General features: G+C 70.1%; 14 protein-coding genes. 3 read left to right on the top strand and 11 right to left on the bottom strand.

Annotated features, from left to right (window positions below; genetic code table 11):
- Nucleotides 1–54 precede the first annotated feature (54 nt).
- The 3 genes from TsocGM_RS23280 to TsocGM_RS23270 form a co-directional block, all read right to left on the bottom strand.
- Nucleotides 55–1,437, bottom strand: coding sequence for a hypothetical protein (locus TsocGM_RS23280; RefSeq protein WP_199756881.1), 1,383 nt, complete (start codon nucleotides 1,435–1,437; stop codon nucleotides 55–57).
- Between the two features lie 71 nt (nucleotides 1,438–1,508).
- Entirely contained in the window at nucleotides 1,509–2,546 is a 1,038-nt protein-coding gene (locus TsocGM_RS23275) for a YfaP family protein (RefSeq protein WP_126727859.1), read from the bottom strand.
- Between the two features lie 194 nt (nucleotides 2,547–2,740).
- On the bottom strand, nucleotides 2,741–3,655 hold the full coding sequence (locus TsocGM_RS23270) for an alpha/beta hydrolase (RefSeq protein ID WP_126727858.1): 915 nt from the start codon (nucleotides 3,653–3,655) through the stop codon (nucleotides 2,741–2,743).
- 401 nt (nucleotides 3,656–4,056) lie between these two features.
- On the opposite strand from TsocGM_RS23270, the gene TsocGM_RS27375 reads away from it, so the two are divergent.
- Nucleotides 4,057–4,446, top strand: a complete 390-nt coding sequence (locus TsocGM_RS27375) for a 3-keto-disaccharide hydrolase (protein WP_233579137.1) — start codon at nucleotides 4,057–4,059, stop codon at nucleotides 4,444–4,446.
- A 548-nt stretch (nucleotides 4,447–4,994) separates the two neighbouring features.
- Here TsocGM_RS27375 and TsocGM_RS23260 read toward each other — a convergent pair.
- From TsocGM_RS23260 to TsocGM_RS23245, 4 genes are all read right to left on the bottom strand, one after another.
- Nucleotides 4,995–6,752, bottom strand: a complete 1,758-nt coding sequence (locus TsocGM_RS23260) for an SPFH domain-containing protein (protein WP_126727857.1) — start codon at nucleotides 6,750–6,752, stop codon at nucleotides 4,995–4,997.
- The gene (locus TsocGM_RS23255; RefSeq protein ID WP_126727856.1) at nucleotides 6,749–8,398 is read right to left on the bottom strand and encodes an SPFH domain-containing protein; all 1,650 of its coding nucleotides are present in this window, start codon (nucleotides 8,396–8,398) and stop codon (nucleotides 6,749–6,751) included. The genes TsocGM_RS23260 and TsocGM_RS23255 overlap by 4 nt, the downstream gene beginning before the upstream one ends.
- Nucleotides 8,399–9,261: 863 nt before the next feature.
- The gene (locus tag TsocGM_RS23250; protein WP_126727855.1) at nucleotides 9,262–10,722 is read right to left on the bottom strand and encodes a DUF1501 domain-containing protein; all 1,461 of its coding nucleotides are present in this window, start codon (nucleotides 10,720–10,722) and stop codon (nucleotides 9,262–9,264) included.
- A 4-nt stretch (nucleotides 10,723–10,726) separates the two neighbouring features.
- Nucleotides 10,727–13,939 carry a DUF1553 domain-containing protein gene (locus TsocGM_RS23245; protein WP_233579135.1) on the bottom strand — a complete coding sequence of 1,071 codons (3,213 nt, stop codon included), beginning with the start codon at nucleotides 13,937–13,939 and terminating at the stop codon, nucleotides 10,727–10,729.
- A 221-nt stretch (nucleotides 13,940–14,160) separates the two neighbouring features.
- Here TsocGM_RS23245 and TsocGM_RS23240 point away from each other — a divergent pair, with 221 nt between their 5' ends.
- Nucleotides 14,161–15,480 (top strand): exo-alpha-sialidase, encoded by a 1,320-nt coding sequence (locus TsocGM_RS23240; RefSeq protein WP_199756880.1) that lies wholly within the window; start codon nucleotides 14,161–14,163, stop codon nucleotides 15,478–15,480.
- Nucleotides 15,481–15,608: 128 nt separating this feature from the next.
- The gene (locus tag TsocGM_RS23235; RefSeq protein WP_158633724.1) at nucleotides 15,609–17,888 is read left to right on the top strand and encodes an exo-alpha-sialidase; all 2,280 of its coding nucleotides are present in this window, start codon (nucleotides 15,609–15,611) and stop codon (nucleotides 17,886–17,888) included.
- Between the two features lie 16 nt (nucleotides 17,889–17,904).
- On the opposite strand, the gene TsocGM_RS23230 is transcribed toward TsocGM_RS23235, so the two are convergent.
- From TsocGM_RS23230 to larB, 4 genes are all read right to left on the bottom strand, one after another.
- On the bottom strand, nucleotides 17,905–19,761 hold the full coding sequence (locus TsocGM_RS23230) for a tetratricopeptide repeat protein (protein WP_126727853.1): 1,857 nt from the start codon (nucleotides 19,759–19,761) through the stop codon (nucleotides 17,905–17,907).
- An 84-nt stretch (nucleotides 19,762–19,845) separates the two neighbouring features.
- Nucleotides 19,846–20,346, bottom strand: coding sequence for a hypothetical protein (locus TsocGM_RS23225; protein ID WP_233579133.1), 501 nt, complete (start codon nucleotides 20,344–20,346; stop codon nucleotides 19,846–19,848).
- A gap of 222 nt (nucleotides 20,347–20,568) precedes the next feature.
- Nucleotides 20,569–21,453, bottom strand: coding sequence for an NAD(P)H-hydrate dehydratase (locus TsocGM_RS23220; RefSeq protein WP_126727852.1), 885 nt, complete (start codon nucleotides 21,451–21,453; stop codon nucleotides 20,569–20,571).
- Nucleotides 21,450–22,310 (bottom strand): nickel pincer cofactor biosynthesis protein LarB, encoded by an 861-nt coding sequence (gene larB, locus TsocGM_RS23215; RefSeq protein WP_126727851.1) that lies wholly within the window; start codon nucleotides 22,308–22,310, stop codon nucleotides 21,450–21,452. Before larB ends, TsocGM_RS23220 begins: the two co-directional genes overlap by 4 nt.
- Nucleotides 22,311–22,440 lie beyond the last annotated feature (130 nt).

The raw sequence follows: 22,440 nt of genomic DNA, 5'->3' as shown, positions 1-22,440 counted from the left end.
GCCGAGAACGGCGCCCGTCTTCCGGAACCCGAGCGCTCCGATCGGACCGGCTCGTCAGGCCCCCGCCCGCCACGAGACGGCCGATCGGCCGTGCGGCAGGTCGATGCAGACGATCACCCCGCCGTCGGCTCGGCACCAGGTCCCGGACTCGAGCCGAAGCGGCCCAGCGACCTCTCGGAGCGGCTCGGCTCCCCCTCCCCGGTCGAAGGCGGGGGCACCGGCGCGCTGGCCGTCGATCGCCACCGTGAAGCTCGGGCAGGCATACGGGGCGAGGAAGCAGACGCCGGTGGGCCCGGCCTCGATCGCGGTCAGTTCCCGGGCCGCCCAGTAGCGGGCGATCTCGCTGTTCTTCATCCAGAGGAGGTTGTCGTATCCGGCCTCCAGCCGGGCGACGACCTCCTTGAAAATGGAGAACCCGATCTGCTCGCCGTTGTAGTAGATGCCCGGCCAGTGGCAGACGAGGATGGCGGGCTCTCCCCGGGCGATCACCTCGGGGAGCCGGCCGCCCTTGAGGTCCTCGGTGATGAACTGGTCGACCGAGCCGGGGGTCAGCCCGTCCCAGCCGCCGAACCAATCTCCGGTGCAGCCGATGATCGAGACGACGCAGCGCGGGTCGTCGCCGTCCAGGCCCGAGGCGAACTCCACCCGAGGGGCGACGCTCCGGTCATCCGTGTACAGGTGGCGGAAATAGTGCGGGATCTCCGCCCCGAAGACGTCCCGGACCGATTCCAGGGTGGCCTGCGCGAGTTGCGGCAGCGCCCGGCTGCCGAACCCTCCCGGCGTGGTGACTCCCTCGCACGGCAGGCCGGCATTCTTCAGGAGCCGGAGCGCGTACGACAGGTAATCGGCCAATTCGTCAACCGACCTCCCGACGCTCCATCCCCAGTTCTCCATATAATTCTCGGTACGTTCCTCATAGGGCCGGCCGGTCTTCGTGTTGATCACCCAGGTGTGGGAGATCATCTCGGGATGAATGTCCCAGTTCGGCAGCATGAGGGTCCGGACCAGGTCGATGCTCTCCTCCAGTTCCTTCCGGGACCAGCCCGGCATCTCCCGGTCGATCCAGCCCACGCAGGCCGGGTACGGCACGATGCTGTACTTCCCCTTCACTCCGTGCTCGTGGCACCACTCGCCGAAGGTGCGGACGAACGAATCCGGGATCTCCCGGGGAAGCGACCGCCAGTCCTGCGTGTAGTTCTCGGGGAAGACCTCGGCGAACTGCGGGATGCAGAAGTGGGCGAGGTTCACCAGGCAGGTCGAGTCGTCGATGATGAAGCTCAGCGGGACCCGGGCCCTCGGGTTGAGCACCCGCACTCCGTCCGCCGGTCGCGGCCTCGCCCCGGGCTCCTGGGGCATCGCGATCGCCGGAGAGAGGCCCGAGGCGGCCAGGCCGAGCCCGGCCCCCGCGCGGAGGAATTGGCGTCGGGAGGTTCTCATCGTCGTCGGCCTCGGAGGAGAGACTGCGGGGGAGTCTGTCGCCGGTCGCCGGGGGAGGAGGCCGGATCGCCTTACGGCTCGACCCGGAGGCTATGGACCTCGCTCCGCTGGTCGATTCGCCGTAGGACGCCCTCGAACACCTCGACCTGATTCTTGTGCTTAACCCGAACCTTCCACCGGGTCGGCACCGCCCGGCCGCCAAAGCCCCCCGGCGGAGCGTAGTAGAGCACGTACCACCGGTAGACGCCAGGGGGCCCCTGCCCCTTCACCTTGGTCCCCTCGTCCGCGTCGGGGTCGAGCCAGTAGATGTTCTCTGGGCCGAGGCCGTCGGTGTCGTCGACATCCAGCTCCCCTCCCTCGTCCCCCTGGCGATCGGCCCAGTAGATGTGGGAACCGCCGGGCTCGATCACGTGCAGGTCGATGTCGGCCGCCGTGTCCCAGATGAGCGTGAATTGCGGGTCGCCGACCTTCACCTCGACCCCCCGGATCGTCTCCAGGCCCTCGCCGAAGCGAGCCAGGCCGAAGTCCCCCCCGCCGGAGCCGCTCTGGCCGCTCCCCAGCTCAGGGCGGATCGCGTCGGAGAGCAGGCGATCGGCGTCCCGTTCCAGGCTCGGCACCTCGGTCGCCAGCAGCGGCTCGGCCGACAGCGCGGAGGGGTCCAGCTCCATCGCCTCGATCAGGTCCTCGTCGAAGCCGCCGAGCCGGTCGAACCCCTCCTCCGAGCCGAACGGCGTGCCCAGCTCCGTGTCGAACGCCGCGCTGGGTTGCTCGTCCGGCAGGAAGACGACCAGCAGAATCAGCAGGAGCACGATCAGCGAGTGCACGACCACCGATCCGGTCCAGCCGACGAGGAGGTTCTCCAGCACCGGCTTCCGCTCGGCCTCCTCCTCCGGCGTATCCAGGATCGTCCTCCGTCGTCTCAGGCGGACCAAGGGCGAGGCCGGCCGTCGGGGCTTCCGAGGCCGGGTCGGCTCCGGCTCGATCGAGAGGCCCAGCGCCGCCGCGCCGCCGGCCTCCGATCTCGGTTCGGGAGGCCGGTGGCCGCCGTCCTGGGGGGGATTGGGGGGAGTTGCGGCCCGGTCGGCGTCTCGGTGATCCTCCGGCGTCATCCGGTGCCTCCGTTCGGGCCCAGGGGCGGGGAGCGGGACGGCCCGGGGTCGGGCATGCGACGATCGGTCGATTTATCGTATCATCCCCGGGCAACCGCCCGCCTCCCCCGAGGCGAATCGGCCGCCATTCCAGGACGCATCCCGTTCCCCAATCTCCCCTTGCGCCCGCCTCCGATCCGAGCGGCCCGCCTGGCTCAGTCCAGGTGTTCCCGGAAGAACCGTTCGACCCGATCGACGTAGGCCGACCGGTCGTCCTGATACGCCTCGACGTGTTCCACCCCCGGCAGCGTCACCAGTTCGCAGGACGGCCCGACCGCCCTTGCGATCGCCCTGCCGTGCGCCACGGGCACGATGGAATCCTCCTCTCCGTGGATGATCAGGAGCGGCCGGTCCCCCCACCTCGAGGCGAGCCGGACCGGCACGAGGTCGTCGGTACGGACGCCGTAGACCAGATGCGCCGCCGTCAGGATGGCCGGGTTGAACAGGGGAGGCAGCCCGCTGTGGGCGCTCAACTGCTCGTCGAGCAGCTCCGGCAGGTCGCCGAACGGGCTGTCGAGCACGGCGGCGGCGATCTTGGGGTTGTCCAGCCCCTCGAGCAACACCGTCGAGCCGCCCAGCGACCAGCCGAGCCAGCCGACCCGGTCGCTCGGGAAACCCTCGGCCTCGGCCCACCGGAGGACGGCCCGAAGGTCGAGCCGCTCGGCTCGGCCCATCGAGAGCCGGGCCGGGTCGCTCCGGCCGTGACCCCGGAGGTCGAACAGCAGCACGTCGAACCCCCGGCGGTGCAGGTCCCGGCCGACCCCAGCCAGCTCCCCCCAGTTCATTTGCATCCCGTGCACGCCGACGATCAGCCTCCTCGGCACGCTCGACGGCGACGGGACGTACCAGCCTCGGATCGTCAGGCCGTCCTCGGTCACCGCCTCCCAAGGCTCGGCCGGGCCGACTCGCCTCGGATCGAGCCGGCTGGGCACGTTGCTGGGCCTCGTCAGCAGGTGGGCCGAGACAATCGCGATCCCCACGTAGCCGAACGGCATCGCCGCGATCACCATCACCGCGATCACGGCGCCGATCCTGAAGAGCAACCAACGGCGGCGGAGCGGTGCGGTCATGGCGCGGACCTCCGGCGACTCGGGCCGAGGGGAGGGTCTGTCCTCATCTACATCACCCGCCTCCGATCGGCAACGCGAAAACCCCCGACCCTCGCCCTGACCTGCTCCCCTCGATCGACTCGCCCCGACCGATCTCCGATCCGATCCTTCCGATCAGGAGGCCCGACCCATGTCCCCGATCGCCTCGATCGCCCTCGCGATGCTGCTCCCCCCCGTCGTCGAGCAGACCCCAAGCGCTCTGGAGCAGGACCCCGGCGGTTGGATCGACCTGATCGCCGCCGCCGGCCCCGAACTCAAGGGCTGGACCCGAGTCCCCATCCCCCCCGACGCGGAACTCAACCCCGAGACCCAGTGGACCCTCGACCGAGTGGCTCCGCTGGGATGCCCCCCAGCGCAACGGCATCTACCACGTCGAGTGGCGTTTCGTCCCCGTCTCCGACCGACCGACCCGCTACAACTCCGGCGTCAATGCCCGCAACTCCGACGACGGCCGCATCTGGCACCAGGCCCAGACCGGAGACGCCTCCGGCGGCTCTCTCTTCGGCGAAACCCTCGTCGACGGAGAACTCGCCCGAGTCAACACCCGAGACCAACTGACCGAACAGCGCGTCCGGCCCGCCGGCGAGTGGAACACCTTCGAGATCACCTTCGCGGACAGCCGCATGGTCCTCTGGGTCAACGGCGCCGTCTCGGTCGAGTGGAACTCCTGCCAAGTCCCCACCGGCCACGTCGGCCTCGAGGCCGAAGGCGACCGCATCGAGTTCCGCCGCGTCCTGCTCAAGCCGCTCTGATCCCGGCCCTTGCCCGCCCTCGCGCCAGGAATCGAGCAGGGCTGATCAACTCCGGTCGAAGCGACGCACCTGGTGGGGCTGGGGTCGCCTCCTCTCCGGCTCCGCATCGCGAGGATGGCCAATCCCGGACTCCCGGGCCCGGCCACCCGTCCCGCGTCCCGGTCGGAATTCGAGTTCGGCGCGATCGACCAATCGACCAATCAATTAATCAATCAAGCGATCAGTCGTTCCCGTCCTCCGAGCGAGCCGACCCCGATCCGCCCGCCCAGCCTTGATCGGCGCACGACGCAACCTCCGGTGGATCATCCCGATCCACCGGAGGGCGCGTCGTTCGAGTCGGATCACCTGCGGGCGGGGTGCTAGCAACGGCCGCCCTTCGCGATTGCGGGTAGGCCGGGGTGCTAGCAACAGCCGGCCCACACCTCTGGAACCGAGATCCGATTGACGTCGCGACACGGTTTTTCTCGTGTTGCGATTTTGCAGCATCGCCGCCGACCCAGGAGCGAGCGGGGCCCTCCTCCGCCGTCCGGAGGAGGGCCCCTTGCCGGTCAACGACGCCCCGGGGTCCGCACCGAGGCCGGCTGAGGCACGGTGGGCGGTGGGGTCGAGGTCGCCGGGGGGGGAGAGCCCGGGGAGATGGAGTCGGAGGCGAGCTTGCCGAGCAGCACCTGCTCGACGCCTCGAAGGTCGGTCCAGAAGGTGCCGGGGCCGGCGTAGAAGACACCCAGGCGAAGATCGTCGGGCAGGTTCTCGGCGAAGAGGTAGCGGTTGTAGGCGTCGGGACCGCCGAGCGTCTCGACGTACCGCCGATACCGGTCGGCCTGGGCGGCGTTGGTCAGCTCGACCTTCTTGGCCTCGGCCTCGCCGATCGTGGTGGTGATCTGCGCCTGGATCGCGGCGGTCTGGGCATCGAGCTCGGCCACCAGCCGCTCGGTTTCGGCCTCGATCTGCTTGGCCTGCTTCTCGCCTTCGGCCAGGGCCTCGGCGAAGAGCTTCTCCGTCTCGGCGGCCACCCGGCGCTCCTCCAGCACGACCTTGGCTTTGGCCTCCATCAGGTCTCCCTCGGCCTCGGCGGTGAGCTGCTTCTGGTCGTTGGTCAGCTTCACCTCCATGGCGATCTTCGACCGCTGGATCGGCTCCCGAACCTCGGCCGGGACGTAGATATGCCGGGTCAGGCCGAACAGCAGCGTCAGGTTCTTCTCCTTGAGCCGGGCCTCCAGATCCTCCGAGGTGTCGGTCTGGAACGCCTCCCGGCTGTCGCCGATCAGCAGGTCGACCGCCCCGTGGCGAGAGCCGTTGATCCGGGCGATCGAGCCAATGTCCGGCAGCACCACCTGTTCCTCGACCACCTTCAGCACGTTCTGCTCCTGCTCGCTCGCTTTGCCGAAGCGCCGGATGACGTCGGCGGCCTGGTCGGGCAGGATGCCCCAAATGGTGGTGAAGTCGAGGAAGATGTCGAAGCCGTCCCTGGAGAGGAACCAGATTCCCCGATCCTTGCGGTAAACCGGGTCCCGGGACAGCGGCGCCGGCTCTCCGACGCCGACCGCCTTCACCTCCTGGTACTTCGGCTGGCCGTCGGGACCAAGCTCGGCCTCGACCGAGAGCGTCGTCTCGTTGTAGCCGATGCTCAGGATGTCCACCTGGGTGGCGTAGGGGTTCAGGTAGTAGATGCCCGGCTGCAGGACGTCGTCCTGCGTGCCTCGCTTGGCCCCGGTGCGCGGGTCGTCGGAGCGGTTGGTGACCACGCCGACGTAGCCGGCCGGGATCAGCAGGGCGTCTCCCGGCTGGTGCCGCACGCCGCCGTTGGTCTTCACGCAGGCGGAGACGGGCCGCACCTCGACGTCATACGCATACGAGTTGATCCGGTAGCGGCCCGTGGTGAGCACCTTCCGCTGAATGCCGCGTTGCCCTTCGCGATCGGCCAGGTACTGCCCCTGCGGCAGTTGCTCGCCGAACTTGGCGGTGAGAACGCCGATCTCGCCGGGTTTGATGATCGTGTCCGCGATCCGCTCGTACTTGTACTCCAGCGGGTTGATGAAATGGCGGCCGGGGCCAAGCATCTCCTCCAGGATGCCGACCTGCTGGGGCCGGCCACGGTCGTCCCGCTGCACCAGGGTCCCCTTCGGGGCGGTCGGCACGCTCCGGATCGGCGGGAACGGGCCGCGGTAGGTCAGCAGCAGGCTCTCACCCGGGGCGACCTCCACTCGGCAGACGACCCACTTCCAGGCAAACAGATAGCCGCCGAGAGACACGGCTGACAGCAGCGCGGCGGCCCCGATCGCGAGCCGGACGGTGCGAGGGTTCATCGGTGCGCCTCCGCGGTTTGGAACGGGTCGACGGGGATCGTGTCCGGATCGGTGGACTCATCGCCGGCCATTGGGCCCGGCGCCGACGATGGCGCTGGTGATGGCGCCGGGGGCGGGCCCGAAGGGTCGGAAATGAACTGGCCGAAGAGGTCCATCATCGGCCCGTCGGAGTTCGTCAGGATCGACCGGAAGGCCGGGGCCACCTTGCCGAGCAGAACATTGCGCGCCAGCGAGCCCCCATCGCCGCCGAAGGCCGACACCCGAAGCGCCAAGCCGGCCAGGTCCGCCTCGTTCTGGAACCGGATGACGTCCGCCTCGGCCTGGGCCTCCGCGAGCAGCGCCGCCGCCCGGCTCCGGGCCGCCTCCAGTTGCGTCTCGGCCACGGCCAGCCGCTGCTCGCCATTGAGGACGGCGACCTGCTGATCCTGCATCGCCTTGGTCTTCTGCTCGATCACCTGCTGCTCGGCTTCGATCAGCTTCGCCTTCTGCTCAGCCAGCAGATTCTTGACCCGCAGCTCGGCCTGAGACTCCTGCTGGATCTTCTCCTGGAGGAACTGGTCGAGCTGCTGCTTGGCGACCTCCCGAGCCCGCACCGGCGCCCGGATCTCCTCCGGGGCCGACGCCGAGGTCACGGCCACCTGCAGGATGTCGATCCCCTGCTCGTCGCAGCGATCCGACAGCGTCTTTTGCAGGTTCTGCTGGAAGATCTCGCGGTCGTCGCCGGAGATGAACTGTACCGCGTCGAGCTTCGAGCCGTTGACCCGGCAGATCGACCGGGCATACGGCGTGATGATCTTGGCGATGATTTCCTCGTCGATCGCGTCGCCGTTGGCGTCCTCGTTGTAGAGGACGAACACCTCGGCGGCCCGATCCTCGTTGATCCGGAAGGTGACGGCGCCATCGAGCGAGATATTGAAGCCGTCGGCCGACAAAAAGGTGATGTCCGCGTCGTCGTTGAGCCCGAAGATCCGGGTCCGGCAATCGACGACGCTGATCCGCTGCTCGAACGGGTTGATGAAGTACTTGCCCGGCGGCAGGGTCGAGCGCTGGACCCCCCGTTCCCCCTCATCCACGAGCACGACATTCGGGTCCTTCGGCTCGGCCCCGGCCAGCAGCGTGACGACCCCCCGCGACCCGGTCGGCACGTCGACCGGGTCGTACACGATGAACTCGGTCGCATACGGGTTGTACGCCACCCGGGCGCCGGCCTCGATCACCCCGGGGCGGATCCCCTTGAATCCCTCCTCGGCGAGCACTTGGCCCTCCTCCAGCTCGTCGCCGACGAGAGAGATCATCACGGCGCACTTCCCCTCGGGGACCTCGAACTGGTCGGAGATCTCCCAGTCCCAGAAGAAGGGGTTGTAGAAGTAGCGGCCCTCGGTCAGCACCTCGGGTTGCACCCCCTTGGTGTAGCCGAGCTCCTCGGACCAGGCCCGGGCGATCTCCATTCCCGGCTCCAGGTCGCGGCCGACCTTGCGGATCAGGACCGCCTGCTTCCCCTTCCCCACCTCGATGCGGCAGGCCCCATACAGCAGCCAGCCGCCCACCAGGGCGACGGCCGCCACGCCGACGATCAGGCCCGCCCCGAAGCGGGGCGGACCGCCGGCGCCGCGACCGGACTGGTCGCGCCGATCGATCGATGCCATCGGTATGCTCCTCGGTCAGACCCGGGCCGCCCGCCCCCCTCGCGGCACGTTGGTGCGGGGGGGAGGCCGGCCCTCGCCGCGAAGATGTTCGCCGCGGGGCCCTCCCTATTCATACCATCTCCCCGGATCGCCTCAGAACAATCGGCGGGCGAACCGGCCCCTCGGCACGAACCGGCGCCGGGGGAAAACGGCCCCGACCGTCATCGTCGGGGCTGCGATCGCAATCGAGCACTCGGAATCTGGGCGAGGCGGGGGGACCGGGCCGAGCCGACTCGGGGATCCGGGCCGAGGGGGGCCGTCCCGACCGGGATTACTTCTTGCGGTGTCGGATCTTGCTGCGCATGCGGCGCTTCTTCCGACCGACCTTCCGACGGCCCTTTCCTCGACGGCGGCTAGCCATGAGCCCTCCCCTGGGTACTGCGCTTGGGTCTTGATCGGTATCGACGGTGGATCTGCTCCCCCGGAGGGGAAGGAATCGAGTGTATCACGCCCCGGGAGGCCGACTCAACCCCAGGCCAATTTCCCAATTCCCATCCTGAGCCGAAGGGGAGAGAAGGGCCGCGCAGGGTGCGGAATCACTCCGAGTGTGCTCGACAGGCCACCCACTTCCGATCCAATCACCCCTGACCTCAACGCGGGTTTGATGGCCCCACATGCTCGATCCTTAAACCTGTCGTGATCTTGCGCGACCGGCTCCGCTCCGGCGAATCGGCCCTTCCGAAGCCGGAGCTCGGCAGGCCGGAGGGGCTCGACCGCAAGGATTCCGAGTCGACGCATCGTCCACCATCCCTCGAGACAACAGGATCGGCCCCTGGTCCGCGGCGAACGGCCGTCGCCCGCCGCCCCGCGATGACATCGGCGCGCTACGATGCGATGAGGTCGTCGATGACCCGACCGTGCACGTCGGTCAGCCGGAAGGAGCGCCCTTGATACTTGAACGTCAGCCGCTGGTGGTCGATCCCCAGCAGGTGCAGGATCGTCGCGTGCAGGTCGTGGACGTGGACCGGGTTCTCGGCCACGTTGTAGCCGAACTCGTCGGTCTCGCCGTAGGAGATCCCCCGACGGACGCCGCCTCCAGCCATCCAGACGGTGAAACAACGGGGGTGGTGATCCCTCCCGTAGTCGGTCGCGGTGAGCTTCCCCTGGCTGTAGTTCGTGCGGCCGAACTCCCCCCCCCAGACGACGAGCGTGTCGTCGAGCAGGCCTCGGCGCTTCAGGTCGATGACCAGGGCGGCGCTGGCCTGGTCCGTCTCCCGGCACTGGGTCCGCATGCCGCCGGGGAGGCCGCCATGGTGGTCCCAGCCCTGGTGGAAGAGCTGGATGAAGCGCACCCCGCGCTCGGCCAGCCGGCGGGCGAGCAGGCAGTTGGCCGCGAAGGTGCCGGGCGTGCGGGCGTCGGGGCCGTAGAGGTCGAAGGTGGACTCCGGTTCGTCCGAGAGGTCGGCCACCTCGGGCACGGAGGATTGCATCCGATAGGCCATCTCGTACTGGGAGATCCGGGCGTCGAGCGCCGGGTCGAGCGTCTCCTCGACGCGAAGCTCGTGCAGCTCCCGGAGCCGATCGAGCATCTTCCGTCGGCTCGAGTCGCTGATGCCCTCCGGGTTCCGCAGGTAGAGCACCGGGTCGCTGCCCGATCGGAAGAGGATCCCCTGGTGCGTCGACGGCAGGAACCCGCTCCCCCAGAGCCGGGAGTAGAGCGGCTGACCGCCCTTCCCCTTGGTGATCAGCACGCAGAAGGCGGGTAGGTCCTCGTTCTCCGATCCGAGGCCGTAGCTCAGCCAGGCCCCGATCGACGGCCGGCCGGCAATCTGGGCGCCGGTCTGGAGGAAGGTGATCGCCGGGTCGTGGTTGATCGCCTCGGTATACAGCGACTTGACGATGCAAAGCTCGTCGGCGATCCCGGCCGTGTGCGGCAGGAGCTCGCTGACCCAGGCCCCCGACTCGCCGTGCCGGGCGAACTTGAAGATCGATCCGGCCATGGGGAGGGTCGCCTGGTTGGCCGACATCCCCGTGAGCCGCTGCCCCTTCCGGACCGAGTCCGGGAGCTCCTCGCCGGTGTGCTCCACCAGCATCGGCTTGTAGTCGAACGTCTCCAGTTGCGACGGGCCTCCGCTCATGAAGAGCGAGATCATGCGCGTCGCCTTCGGCGCGAAGTGCGGCACTCCCGGCAGGCCGGTCCCGTTCCGGTCGGCACCGCGGGCCTCCTCGCCGGCCAGCAGCGAGGCCAGCGCGGCGGTGCCGACCCCCAGCCCGGCCTGGCAGAGGAACTCGCGCCGGCGGAGCCGGTCCCGGGGATCATCCGATCCGATCGATTCGGCTCGCATCGGCTCACCTCTTCATCTGGCACTCATCGTGATTGAACAGCGCCTGCGCCAGCACCGCGAAGCTCGCCTGCTCGGCCGGGTCGATCTCCGGATCCCTTGGCTCGTCGCCGATCGCCAGGAAGGCCTCCGCGTCGGCCCGGCCCGAGCGGAACTCGTCGAGTTGCTCGCGGTACAGCTCGGCCAGGACGTCCGCCTCCCCGGGCGACGGCGCCCTCCCGGTGAGCGACCGGAACGCGAAGGCGATCCTCCCCTCCAGCGTCTCGTCCTCGTGGAAGGCCCGGGAGGCGAGGACCCGAGCCGCCTCGACGTACTGCGGGTCGTTCAGCAGCAGCAACGCCTGGAGCGGGGTCGCGGTGATCGGCCGATCGACCGTGCAGACCTCTCGGGCCGAGGCGTCCAGGGTAATCATCGACGGCGGCGGCGCCGTCCGCTTCCAGTAGGTGTACAGGCTGCGCCGGCGGCTCCCCTCGCCCCGGTCGCGCTCGTAGGTTTGCCCCGAGTTTTCCTCCCAGATCCCCGGCGGCTGGTACGGCTTGACCGGAGGCCCGCCGATCCGCTCGACCAGCAGCCCCGACGCCGCCAGCGCCGTGTCTCGGATCGTCTCCGCCCGCAGGCGATGGCTTGGCCCCCGGGCCAGCAGCAGGTTCTCCGGGTCGATCTCCCGAAGCTCCGAGGTCGCGGCGGAATCCTGCCGGTAGGTCGATGACATGACGATCTGCTTGAAGAGCCGCTTCACGTCCCAGCCCGACTCGATGAACGACCGGGACAGCCAGTCGAGCAGCTCCGGGTGGGTCGGCGCCCTGCCCTGGTTGCCGAAGTCCTCCGGCGTGGCGACCAGGCCCCGGCCGAACAGCGCCGCCCAGAAGCGGTTGACCGCCACTCGGGCCGTCAGGGGATGGCCCGGGTCGGTCAGCCATCGGGCCAGCCCGAGGCGGTTCCTCGGCGCCCCCGCCGGGAAGGGGGGCAGGCTCTCCGGAGTGGCCGACTCGACCTGCTCCCCCCTCGCGTCGTACGCCCCCCGCTCCAGCAGGAAGGTTGGCCTCGGCTCGGCCATCTCCCGCATTACCATGATCTCGGGGATCGAGTCGACCAGCGCGCTCCGCTCCTTTCGCAGCGCCTCTAGCGCCTCCAGCCGATCGCGGTACGCCTCGTCGCAATTGGCCAGGAAGTAGGAAAACAGCCGCTCGCGATCCGACTCCGAGAGCTGATCGGGAGGAGTCGCCAGCGCCGCGATCAGCGCGTTGCCGTCGGCCAGGTGGGCGACCTCGATCCCCGTCAGCTCCCGCTCGAAGACGTGGATCTCGTCGATCATTCCGCCCTTGAAGCCCCGGTCGCGGAACCGCTGGCCGAAGGTCAGCTCGTCCCCGCCTCCTCCGGTGATGTTCTTGGCCAGGCCATCCCGCACCGTCTCGCAGGAGGCGGGCTCGCCGTTCACGTACAGGGTGATCCCGTCCGCCCGGCTCGACCCGTCGTAGGTGACGGCCACGTGAACCCATTCGTCGATCGGCATGGGATCAATCGCCCGGATGCCGATGGCGTTCCCCGGCCAGAAGTGCACGAGCGAGACGCTCAGGCGCCCCTCCTCGATCAGCAGTTGATAGCCCCGGCTGCCGGCGTCGGTCCAGGCCCGGGAGCGGTGGAAGATGACGGCTCGGTCCTTGACGTCGGGCGTCCTGGCCCAGAGGGCAACCGAGAACGGCTCGTCCCGGGTGAAGTTCCCCATGGGCAGCACGAGGCTATCCTCGCCGTCGAGCCGGAGGCCGCCGCCGAGCTTCCCCTCGACCGCCTCCGGCCCCTCGACGAGCTTGCCCGGCGCCTCGGGGTTGGCCTGGTTGGCGACCGTCTCCCCTTCGGCCTCGTCGAGCGAAAAGGCTCCGATCTGGCCGACCAGGACCGGCTCCCGGCCTCCTCCGGCCAGCCACTCCTCGAAGGCGGCCCGACGCCCCTCGGTGAAGGAGGCGAGGTCGGCCTCGGCCTCGCGGATCCTCCCCTCCAGCTCCTGGACGCGACGTTCCTGGTCCCCCTCGTAGAGCATCAGCGTCGGCGTGGGGATCGCGTCCGTGAAGTGGGAATAGAGCCCCGACTCGTCGATGTTGTCGAAGAAGCTCGCCAGTTCGTAATAGTTCTTCTGGCTGATCGGGTCATACTTATGATCGTGGCAGCGGGCGCAGCCGAGCGTCAGGCCGAGAACGGCGGTGCCGAAGGTGTCCGTGCGGTCGGCGACGTACTCGACCCGGAACTCCTCCTCGATGCTCCCTCCCTCGTTGGTCATCCGGTGCAGCCGGTTGAACGTGGTGGCGAGGATCTGCTCCCGGCCGGCGTCGGGGAGCAGGTCCCCGGCGAGCTGCCAGGTGATGAAGTCGTCGTAGGGCATGTTCTGGTTGATCGCCCGCACGACCCAGTCTCGCCAGGGCCAGACGGCCCGGTAGACGTCGGCCTGGTAGCCGTAGGTGTCGGCGTACCGCGCCAGGTCGAGCCAGCCGATCGCGCGATGCTCGCCGAAGCGGGGGGAGGCCAGCAGGCGGTCGACCAGCCGTTCGTAGGCTCCCGGCCGGTCGTCGGCCAGGAAGGCGTCGATCTCCGCCACCGTCGGGGGCAGGCCGGTCAGGTCCAGGGTGACTCGTCGGATCAGGCGCTCGCGGTCGGCCTCCGGAGACGGCCGAAGCCCCTCCGCTTCCAGGCGGGCCAGGACAAAGCGGTCGATCGGATTGGCCGGCCAGTTCTCGTCCTCGACCTCGGGTATGGGCACCTCTCCGATCGGGACGAAGGACCAGTGCTGCGTCCACTCGGCCCCCTGTTCGATCCACCGGGAGAGCCGATCGATCTGCCCCGGGTCCAGGGACCGGCCCGAGTCCGGCGGCGGCATCTTCGAGAACTCGTCGTCGGTGGTGATCCGCCAGTAAAGCTCGCTCGCGTCCAGGTCGCCGGGCACGATCGGCACGGCGCCCGAGGCCGTCTCGCCGAAGACCCCCTCCGGCAGGTCGAGCCGCAGTCCCGCCTTGCGCGTTTCCGAGTCCGGGCCGTGGCAGTGGAAGCATGCATCCGAGAGGATCGGCCGAATCTCCCTCCCGAAGTCGACCCGATCCCCAGGCCCCTCCCCCCGGGCGATTGGCCCCGGCACCGACACGGCTCCGCCGCAGCAGAGCCCCAGGACGATCGCCGCCAGGCGGGCGTTCCGTCGCGTTGTTCCCGTCTTCGATTCGTTCCCGGTGCGCACGATCGAGGTCCCCCCGGGTCGCGATGCGGGCCGGGCCGATCCGCCGCCCGACCGGATCGCGGGCCGGGCGCGGCTCGTCCCCACGCTCAAATTTTATTGAATCTCGCCCCCGCGTTCGAGGCCCCTTCGTCCCCTCCTCGGAGGACGCCCGGAACTCCTGGGTCCTCGCTGATGCGACGATCCTCGATGGAAGCCCCCCAGACCAGAGGGGTTCCTCGCCGGTGGCATCCCGCCGAGGGCCGCTGTACCATCATCCTCCCCGGGGGGCCGACCTCCCCGATCGGTTCCTCTTGCCTCCCCAGCGATCCCAGCACCGTCCTGCCATCATGCCGATCTCGACCGCGATCCCCTGGGCCTCCCCCCTCCTGATCGGCCTTGCGATCGGCCAGGACGATCCCGGGTCCGGCCGCCCCCATCCCTCGGAGAACCCCGGCTCCCCCCTGATGCTGGCCGGCGAGTGGGTGCCGGACGACCCCCGCCGAATCGACTTCGCCGGGCTCCCCCGGGTGCCGGGGAGGCATGTCGTCGTGAGCGACGTCCGCGACCGAGACGGCGTGAACCAGCACAATTATCTTGTTCGTTTCGACGACCGCTACTGGATCATGTGGAGCGACGGGCCCGGCGTCGAGGACCGCGTCGGCCAGCGGGTCCGCTTCGCGACCAGCCCCGACGGGCTCTCCTGGAGCGAGCCGGCCGACCTCACCCCCTTCCCTCCCGGCTCCGGCCCGGATTCGCCCCATTACGGCTCCCGGAGCCAGCTCGGCCTTCGATGGATCGCCCGAGGCTTCTGGCCCCGGGACGGGAGCCTCCTGGCCCTCGCCTCGCTCGACGAGGCCGCCGGCTTCTTCGGCCCGAGCCTGGCCTTGCACGCCTTCCGCTGGTCTCCCGACGATCGGCGCTGGGAGCACGTCGGCATTGTCTCCCAAAACGCCATCAACAACTTTCCCCCCGAACGGCTCCCGACGAGGGAGTGGATGATGTCCCGTCGGACGCACGACTACAAGACGGTCGGTGTTCAATTCCTCATTGGTGGCGTCGACCGGATCGATCGCTGGGAATCCGTCCCCGTGCTGGGATCCAGCTCCTCGCTGTCGGCCGAGGAGCCGATCTGGTGGACCCTGCCCGACGGCAACCTGGTGGCGCTGTTCCGGGACAATCGCCGCAGCGGGTTCCTCTACCGCTCGTTCTCGACCGACCGGGGCCGCTCCTGGTCCGCCCCAGTCCGCACGAACTTCCCCGACGCGACCTCGAAGCTCCACGGCCTCCGGCTCGACGACGGCCGATTCGTGCTCGTCTCGAACGCCAACCCGGCGAAACGAGACCCCCTGACCCTCGCCGTCAGCGACGACGGCCTCGTCTTCACCCGCCTCGGCGTCCTGGCCAGCGGCCGACACGTCGACTACCCCCACGTCCTCGAACACGGCGGCCACCTGCTCGTGGCCTTCTCCGGGGGGAAGCAGTCGGTCGAGGTCCTGAAGATCCCGATCGAGGCCCTCGACCAGATCGAGAACGATCCCCCCGTCGCCTCGGGCCAGGAGTGACCTCGACCTCCACGGACTCGGTCCTCGGCGGCTCCGACCTCCCCCCTCGATCGTTCCCAATCGACCGCCCAGCCAGGGAATCACGACCCGGAATCCGAGAATCCATGGCCCGCTTCCGGAGCCCCCTGATGCGTTCCTCCGCTCTCTTCCTTGGGATGCTGGCCAGTCTGACCTGCCCTCCTCGGCTCCCGGCAGAGGACCTTGCTCCTGACGGTCCCCTGGCCCTCGCGATCGAAGAACCCGCCTTCGAGGTGCAGCCCCTCTTCGACGACGAGCGCTTCCCCAACGTCCTCGTCACCCGGGATGGCACCGTCGTGGCGACCTGGGGGAGCCGTCGGATCCGAGTCCGACGCAGCACCGACGGCGGTCAATCCTGGGGCCCCGAGATCCCTGTCGCCGACGGCATCCACGGCGGCGGCGCCCTGGTCGACGAGCGCAGCGGCGACCTCCTCCTGTTCGTCCACCCCGAGCATCCTCCCCGAGACGGCGAGCCCGCCCCGCGCACCGTCTACCGCAGCCAGGACGCCGGGGAGACCTGGGCCGAGGCCGAGGCCACCTTCCTCGACGACGCCAACGGCTTCCTCCCCTCGCTCCACATGTGCGAGCACGGCCTGACCCTCACCCGGGGGCCGTTCGCCGGCCGGCTCATCCGTCCCGCCCGCGTCTATCGAACCAGCCCCGACCGCTACGCCACCGCCATTTTCAGCGACGACGGCGGCCTCACCTGGCGGGCCTCCTCCCCGTTCCCCCTCCGAGGCACCGGCGAAGGCGCCCTGCTCGAGCGGTCCGACGGCTCCCTGCTGTATAGCGCCCGCCGCAGCTTCTTCCCCGAGGACGAACCCTTCCGCCCCGAGCGCGCCTTCGCCCGCAGCGTCGACGGCGGCGCCTCCTGGCGCGATCCCTTCCTCTCCTTCGTCCCCGACGGCCCCAGCTACCGCGGCGAGCAGCGCCGGGGAGCCAATTACAACGCTCACTTCGGCATGATGAGCGGGTTCGTCCGCCTGCCGGTCGAGGGCCGAGACATCCTCCTCTACAGCAACGCCGACCACATCGGCCACGAGCGCATTCGCCTGACCGTCTGGGCCAGCTTCGACCGCGGCCGAACCTGGCCCGTCAAGCGGCTCGTCCACGAGGGCCCGAGCGCCTACTCCTCCCTCGCCGCCGGCCGACCCGGAACCCCGAGCGAAGGCTGGATCTATCTCCAGTACGAGTTCGGCGACGAGCAGGCCCAGTACGTCGGCGGGAAGGTCGCCCGGTTCAACCTCTCCTGGCTGCTGGAGGGGGAGCTGACCGAAGACGGGTCGGTCCCCGACTGGATCCCCGCCAATCGCCGGCCCGCCTCCCTCCGCCCTCCCCGGGTCCTGACCGACCCCGGCCCCGAGTACGCCGGCTCGACCCGGCGGTTCCAGGGCATCCCCAGCCTCGCCCGAAGCCCCGGAGGGCGGCTCTGGGCCACCTGGTACGGCGGCCCGACCCCCGGAGAGGACCAGAATAACTACGTCATCCTCGCGACCAGCGGCGACGACGGCCGCTCCTGGTCCGGGGAGCGCGTCGTCATCGACCCCGACGGCGACGGCCCGGTCCGCGCCTTCGACCCCCAGCTCTGGCTCGACCCCGACGGCCGCCTCTGGGCCTTCTGGGCCCAGACCATCGGCCACTCGGCCTCCGTGGGAGGCGTCTGGGCGATCGTCACCGACGATCCCGACGCCGAGCACCCCTCGTGGTCCCCTCCCCGGCGGCTCACCGACGGCGTCATGATGGGCAAGCCCACCGTGCTCTCCTCCGGCGAGTGGTGCCTGCCCGCCTCCACCTGGAGAGAGACCGACCACAGCGCCCGCATCGTCGTCTCCACCGACGCCGGGGAGACCTGGCAGGTCCGGGGAGGCTGCAACGTCCCCAGGGAGGATCGCGCCTTCGACGAGCACCTGATCGTCGAGCGCCGGGACGGCTCGCTCTGGATGCTCGCCCGCACCCGGTACGGGATCGGCGAGAGCTCCTCGACCGACCGCGGCCGATCCTGGACCGAACTGGCCCCCACCAGCATCGCCCACCCTTCGGCCCGGTTCTTCCTCCGCCGCCTCGCCTCCGGGAACCTGCTGCTTGTGAAGCACGGGCCCCTCGACCAGCAGACCGGCCGCTCCCACCTCACCGCCTATCTCTCCGACGACGACGGCCGCTCCTGGTCCGGCGGCCTGCTCCTCGACGACCGCACCGGCGTCTCCTACCCCGACGGCGTCCAGGCCGACGACGGCTCGATCCTCATCATCTACGACTACTCGCGCGTGCGCGATCGAGAGATCCTCATGGCCCGCTTCACCGAGGACGACATCCTCCAGGGGGCCTTCACCTCCCCCAAGTCCTCCCCCCGGATGCTCGTCAACAAGGCCGAAGGCCCCTCGCCCGATTGACCCGACGACCCGCTCCTCAGTCCTCCCGCTCGGGGCGATCGGCCGAGATCGCCCCGAATTCCTCCTGAATGCGGATATGATGGTCCGTGAATCGGGTGTTCCGCATCACGCTCGGCCGCCGGGGCATGTGGCAGTCGATGCAGCCCCGCCGAGGGTCCACCGGGCACGCCGAACTCAGCGACGGTTCCGGGCCTCCGGAGTGGCAGGAGAGGCAGACCGCCTCGTAGCGCGCCGGGCCCGGGTCGGCGTTCCGGTGCGGGTCGTGACACCGGACGCAATCAAACTTCGCCTCGGCGGGAGACTCGAGGAAGCAGGCGCTCCTCGCGAACGTCGTCGCCTGGAACCGGACGGCCGAGGGATGGCCGGACTCCGGCAACGTCCTCCCCCCCGGCGGCCGGTGGCAGTCGCCGCAGAGCCCGACCACCTGCGCCGCCGAGGCCAGCCTCGGCCGGGCGATCGCCGGGTCGGGAAACCCGCGATCGACCGCGATCAGATGATTCCCCCCCGGCCCGTGGCAGCGCTCGCAGCCGATCGCGCCGTCGGCCACCGTCGGCCCGAGCCGGGCCTTCGCCTCCCGATGATTCGTCGTATGACAATTCAAACAGGCCCGCAGATCCCGATCGGATAGCGGCAGCCCCAGGGAGCCGGCGGCCCCCTCCGGAATCGCCGGGTGCCCCGTCGTCAGCCCCCAGCCCTCCTCCGTCCCGTAGTGCGAGAGGCGAAGCTCCACAAACCGGCCGGAGGCGTCCACCCCCACCGGCGTCAGCCCTCTCGTCCCCGAGCCCAGCAGGAACCGGATCTCCGCCTCGAACCGATCGCCCCGAGCCTCCGTCTCGACCCGCACCCGATCCCCGGCCCGACGGATCCGGTGGACGACTTCGGAAGCCTCCGGATCGGGGATCGCCCCCTCGGACTCGGGCAGGGAGCCGAGGTCCGGCGCGGCGTGGAACGTCCGCGCGTGGTGGCTCTCCCGCTGCTCCCGAGCGATGGCGCCGTGGCACTCGACACAGCGATCCGATCCCACGAATGGCGACGGCTCGGCCCGCATCGGGTCGTCGGCCCATCCCAGCAACCGAGCCCGCTCCCGCTCCGAGGCAGCGAGCCCGAGTTCCCCCCGCTGCAAGGCCGCCCGGGATCGCAGCCAGCTCGCCTCCGGGTCGTCCGGTTCGAGCGTCGCCAGCACTTCCCCGGCCAGATCGCCCCTCCCCGAGGCCAGCAGGGCCCTCGCCCGCAGGAGCCGAGACGAGGAGGCCGGGAACGGTCCCCGGGCCTGATCGGGGGCGATCCGGAGCGACCTGCCGAGCGCCTCGGCGGCCGACTCGGGGTCGAGCAGCTCGAGCCGAGCCCGGCCCTCGATCGCCCCGGCGACCGCCTCCCACCCCTCCTGCCCGCCGAGCCTCCTCGCGTACGAGACCGCCCGCTCGAACTCCCCGGCCTCCAGCGCGCCGAGTCCGAACTCGACGAGCGTCTCCGCGTGCGCCGGGTCGAAATCCTCGGCCATCTCGAAGGCCGTCCAGGCGTCCTCGAGCCTCCCCTCGCGCCGGAGGAGCGTGCCGATCAGGAAGAGATCCTCGGCCTCGAACGCCTGCCGATCGAGTCGGTCGAACAGCCGGCGGGCCGAAGCCGCGTCCCCCCGTCTCGCATAGGTCCGGGCCAGGATCCGAATTGCGTCGGGGTCGTCGCGATGCGATCGCAGCCGGCCTCGTGCCTGCTCCGCGGCGCCTTCATAGTCGCCGAGATCGTAGGACGCCCGGGCGATCGCCAGGGGATCCCCCTCGGGGCCAGCTCGCCGGCCCCAGGCCCACCATCCCCCCGCCGAGACGGCGAGCAGGAGCAGGCCGGCGATCGGCAGCCATCGCGCCCGGCGTCGCACGGTTCCGGCCCCGCGGGATGGCCCCGGACGACCCGAGCCGAGGGGCCTCCCCCGACGGACCGGACCGGATCGTCTCCCGGGCGATCAGGTGTTCGGCTTCTTCTGAGCGGCGGCCAGCGGGCGGAGGACGGCCAGCATCGTGTTCAAATGAGCCAGCCGGGGCCCGAAGCGGTCGACGAACTCGGAGAGGGCGAAGTCGCCGTCCACGAGGTTCTCGTGGTACTCGGCGATGTAGTCGGCCAGGTCCCGCAGCAGGGAGGCGTGGACCTGCTCCAGCTTCCCGAGGGAGTCCTTACACACATCGAGCACATCCGAGTGGCTGGTCTGCCAGCGCTCCAGGTCGGCCACCTGCCGGGCGCGCTGCTCACGGGCGGCCTGGGTCGTCTCCTTGATCAGTTCGAGCTGCTGCCGCTGGGCTTCGAGCGTCTGCCGCTGCAGTTCGATCGTCTGGGACTGCAGGTTGATCATCAGGTTGAGCAGCGCCACCGGGTCGCTGTTCGCCGGATAGGGAAGAGCCTGTCCCGTCGGGGTGATGTCCATCCGGTAGGTCCACGGCGGCGAGTTCTGATTATCGCTCGAAGACACCCCGACCTCCTCTGGAAGGTATCGGCCCGAGAGATGAGGAAGAACTGTCGACGGGATGATGACTCATCGGCACTTGGGACGTCGCCAGTCCAGCCGGCCCGGGCTTCCAGAAAAGTATACGGCCGAAGGCCGAAACGGGACAGGTCAACCCGTCCGGGTCGGCCGATTGGATCGATTCGGGGGAAGGTGCCGGTTGTTCTGGATGAACGCCGGGACCGGGGCTCATCCCAGCGCCCCGAGCGCCTCGAAGGCGTCCGCCAGGCCGTCCACGATGTCCCCGGCGATCAGCCCGACCTCGCCGCTGTGCTGTCGGGCGATGTCTCCGGCCAGCCCGTGGGCGTGCACGCCGAGCACCGCCGCCTCGAACGCCGGCATCCCCTGGCCCATCAGCGCGGCGATGACCCCCGTCAACACGTCCCCCGCCCCTCCCGTCGCCATCCCGGGGTTGCCCGTGGGATTCACGAACAGGCGGCGGCCGTCGGTCACCACCGTGCCGGTCCCCTTGAGGACGACCACCAGGTTCTTCGACCTCCGGGCGAAGGCCACCGCCTTCCCCTCCCGGTCGGCCTGAATCTGAGCGATCGAATCCCCGGTCAGCCGGGAGAACTCTCCCGGATGAGGGGTGACGACGATCGGTCGGGAGGCCGTCGCGAGCAGTCCCGGCGCCTCGGCGAGATTGTTCAGCGCGTCGGCGTCGAGGACGGCCGGGACCCCCACCTCCTGCACGATCCAACGGACCATCTGCGCCAGGCCGCTGGACTGCCCGAGCCCCGGCCCCACGGCCAGCACGTCGGCCTGGTCGATCAGCCGATTGAGCGCCGGGGCCGAGGCCGGGAAGTCGATCAGACCGTCGCCGTCCTGAGGAAGCGGGTAGGTCATGTAGCTCGGCTCGAACGTGGCGACGACCGGCGCCACCTCGCTCGGAGAGGCCACCCGCACCAGCCCCGCCCCCGACCGCAAGGCCGAGGCCCCGACCAGGCCCGCCGCCCCGGCCATCCCCCTCCCGCCGGCCAGCACCAGGACGTGGCCGAACATCCCCTTGTGCGAGTCGGCCGGCCGCTTCCCCAGGCTCGGGACCGCCGAGATCCGTTCGACGTCGACGCTCATCTCAGGCTCCTGCGCTGGTCCTCGATCGCCCCCGACCCGTTGTTCGGCGTCGGGTCCAGGCCGATCCCCGCCGAGGGGGGTCGTCCCAGCCGGGCAAGCCCGGCCCGTCGGGCGATCAGGGCGGCGACGTGGCCGCCGTTGAACCCGGCGTCAATGTTGACCGTCACCACGTTCGACGAGCAACTGTTGAGCATCCCCAGCAGCGACGCCAGCCCGTTGAAGTGCGCCCCGTATCCCACACTCGTCGGCACCCCGACGATCGGGCAATCCGTCAGCCCGCCGAGCACGCTCGGCAAGGCCGCCTCCATCCCGGCCACGGCCACCAGCACGTCGGCCCCGCGCAGCTCGTCCAGCCGGCCAAAGAGCCGATGGATGCCCGCCACCCCCACGTCGGCGACCAGGGCGACGTCGCAGTTCCACGCCTCGGCGGTGGCCCGGGCCTCCTCGGCCACGGGTAAGTCGCTGGTTCCCGCCGTGACGATCCGCACCACCCCCAGCTTCTCTGGCTCGGGGCCCTCGCGTCGGATGCGAAAGGTGCGGCCGACGGGGTTGTGCTCCCCCTCCGGGAAGGCCCGCTTCAGGTGCTCGGCCGCCTCGGGATCGACCCGGGTCACCAGGCACCCCTCCCCCTGCCGCTTCATGACCCGGAGGATCCCCTCGATGTGCTCGGCCGTCTTGTTCAGGCCGAAGACGACCTCGGGGAAGCCGCAGCGCAGGCGGCGGTGGTGGTCGATCGTGGCGTACTCGCCGACCTTCTCGAACGGGGACGGCCACCGGATCTGCCGTTCGGCCTCGTCCGGGCTCATGGCCCCCGATCGGACGGCCTCCAGCAGCGACTTCAGGTTGTGCGCGTCCATCGAGCCCTCGCCTCCCACCCCGATCGCGGCCCCCTCGGGCGATCCCGTCGGGGCGCCCGGACGACCCCGCCTCGATTCCGTTGTATCCGCAGCCTCCCCCGCCTGACAACGCTCCGTCGCGCCGACCGCC

It is taken from the genome of Tautonia sociabilis, from assembly GCF_003977685.1.
In the GTDB taxonomy this organism is placed as follows: Bacteria; Planctomycetota; Planctomycetia; order Isosphaerales; family Isosphaeraceae; genus Tautonia; species Tautonia sociabilis.
The sequence above is the reverse complement of the archived record's forward strand: the minus strand, read 5'-3'. Positions and strand labels throughout refer to the sequence as shown.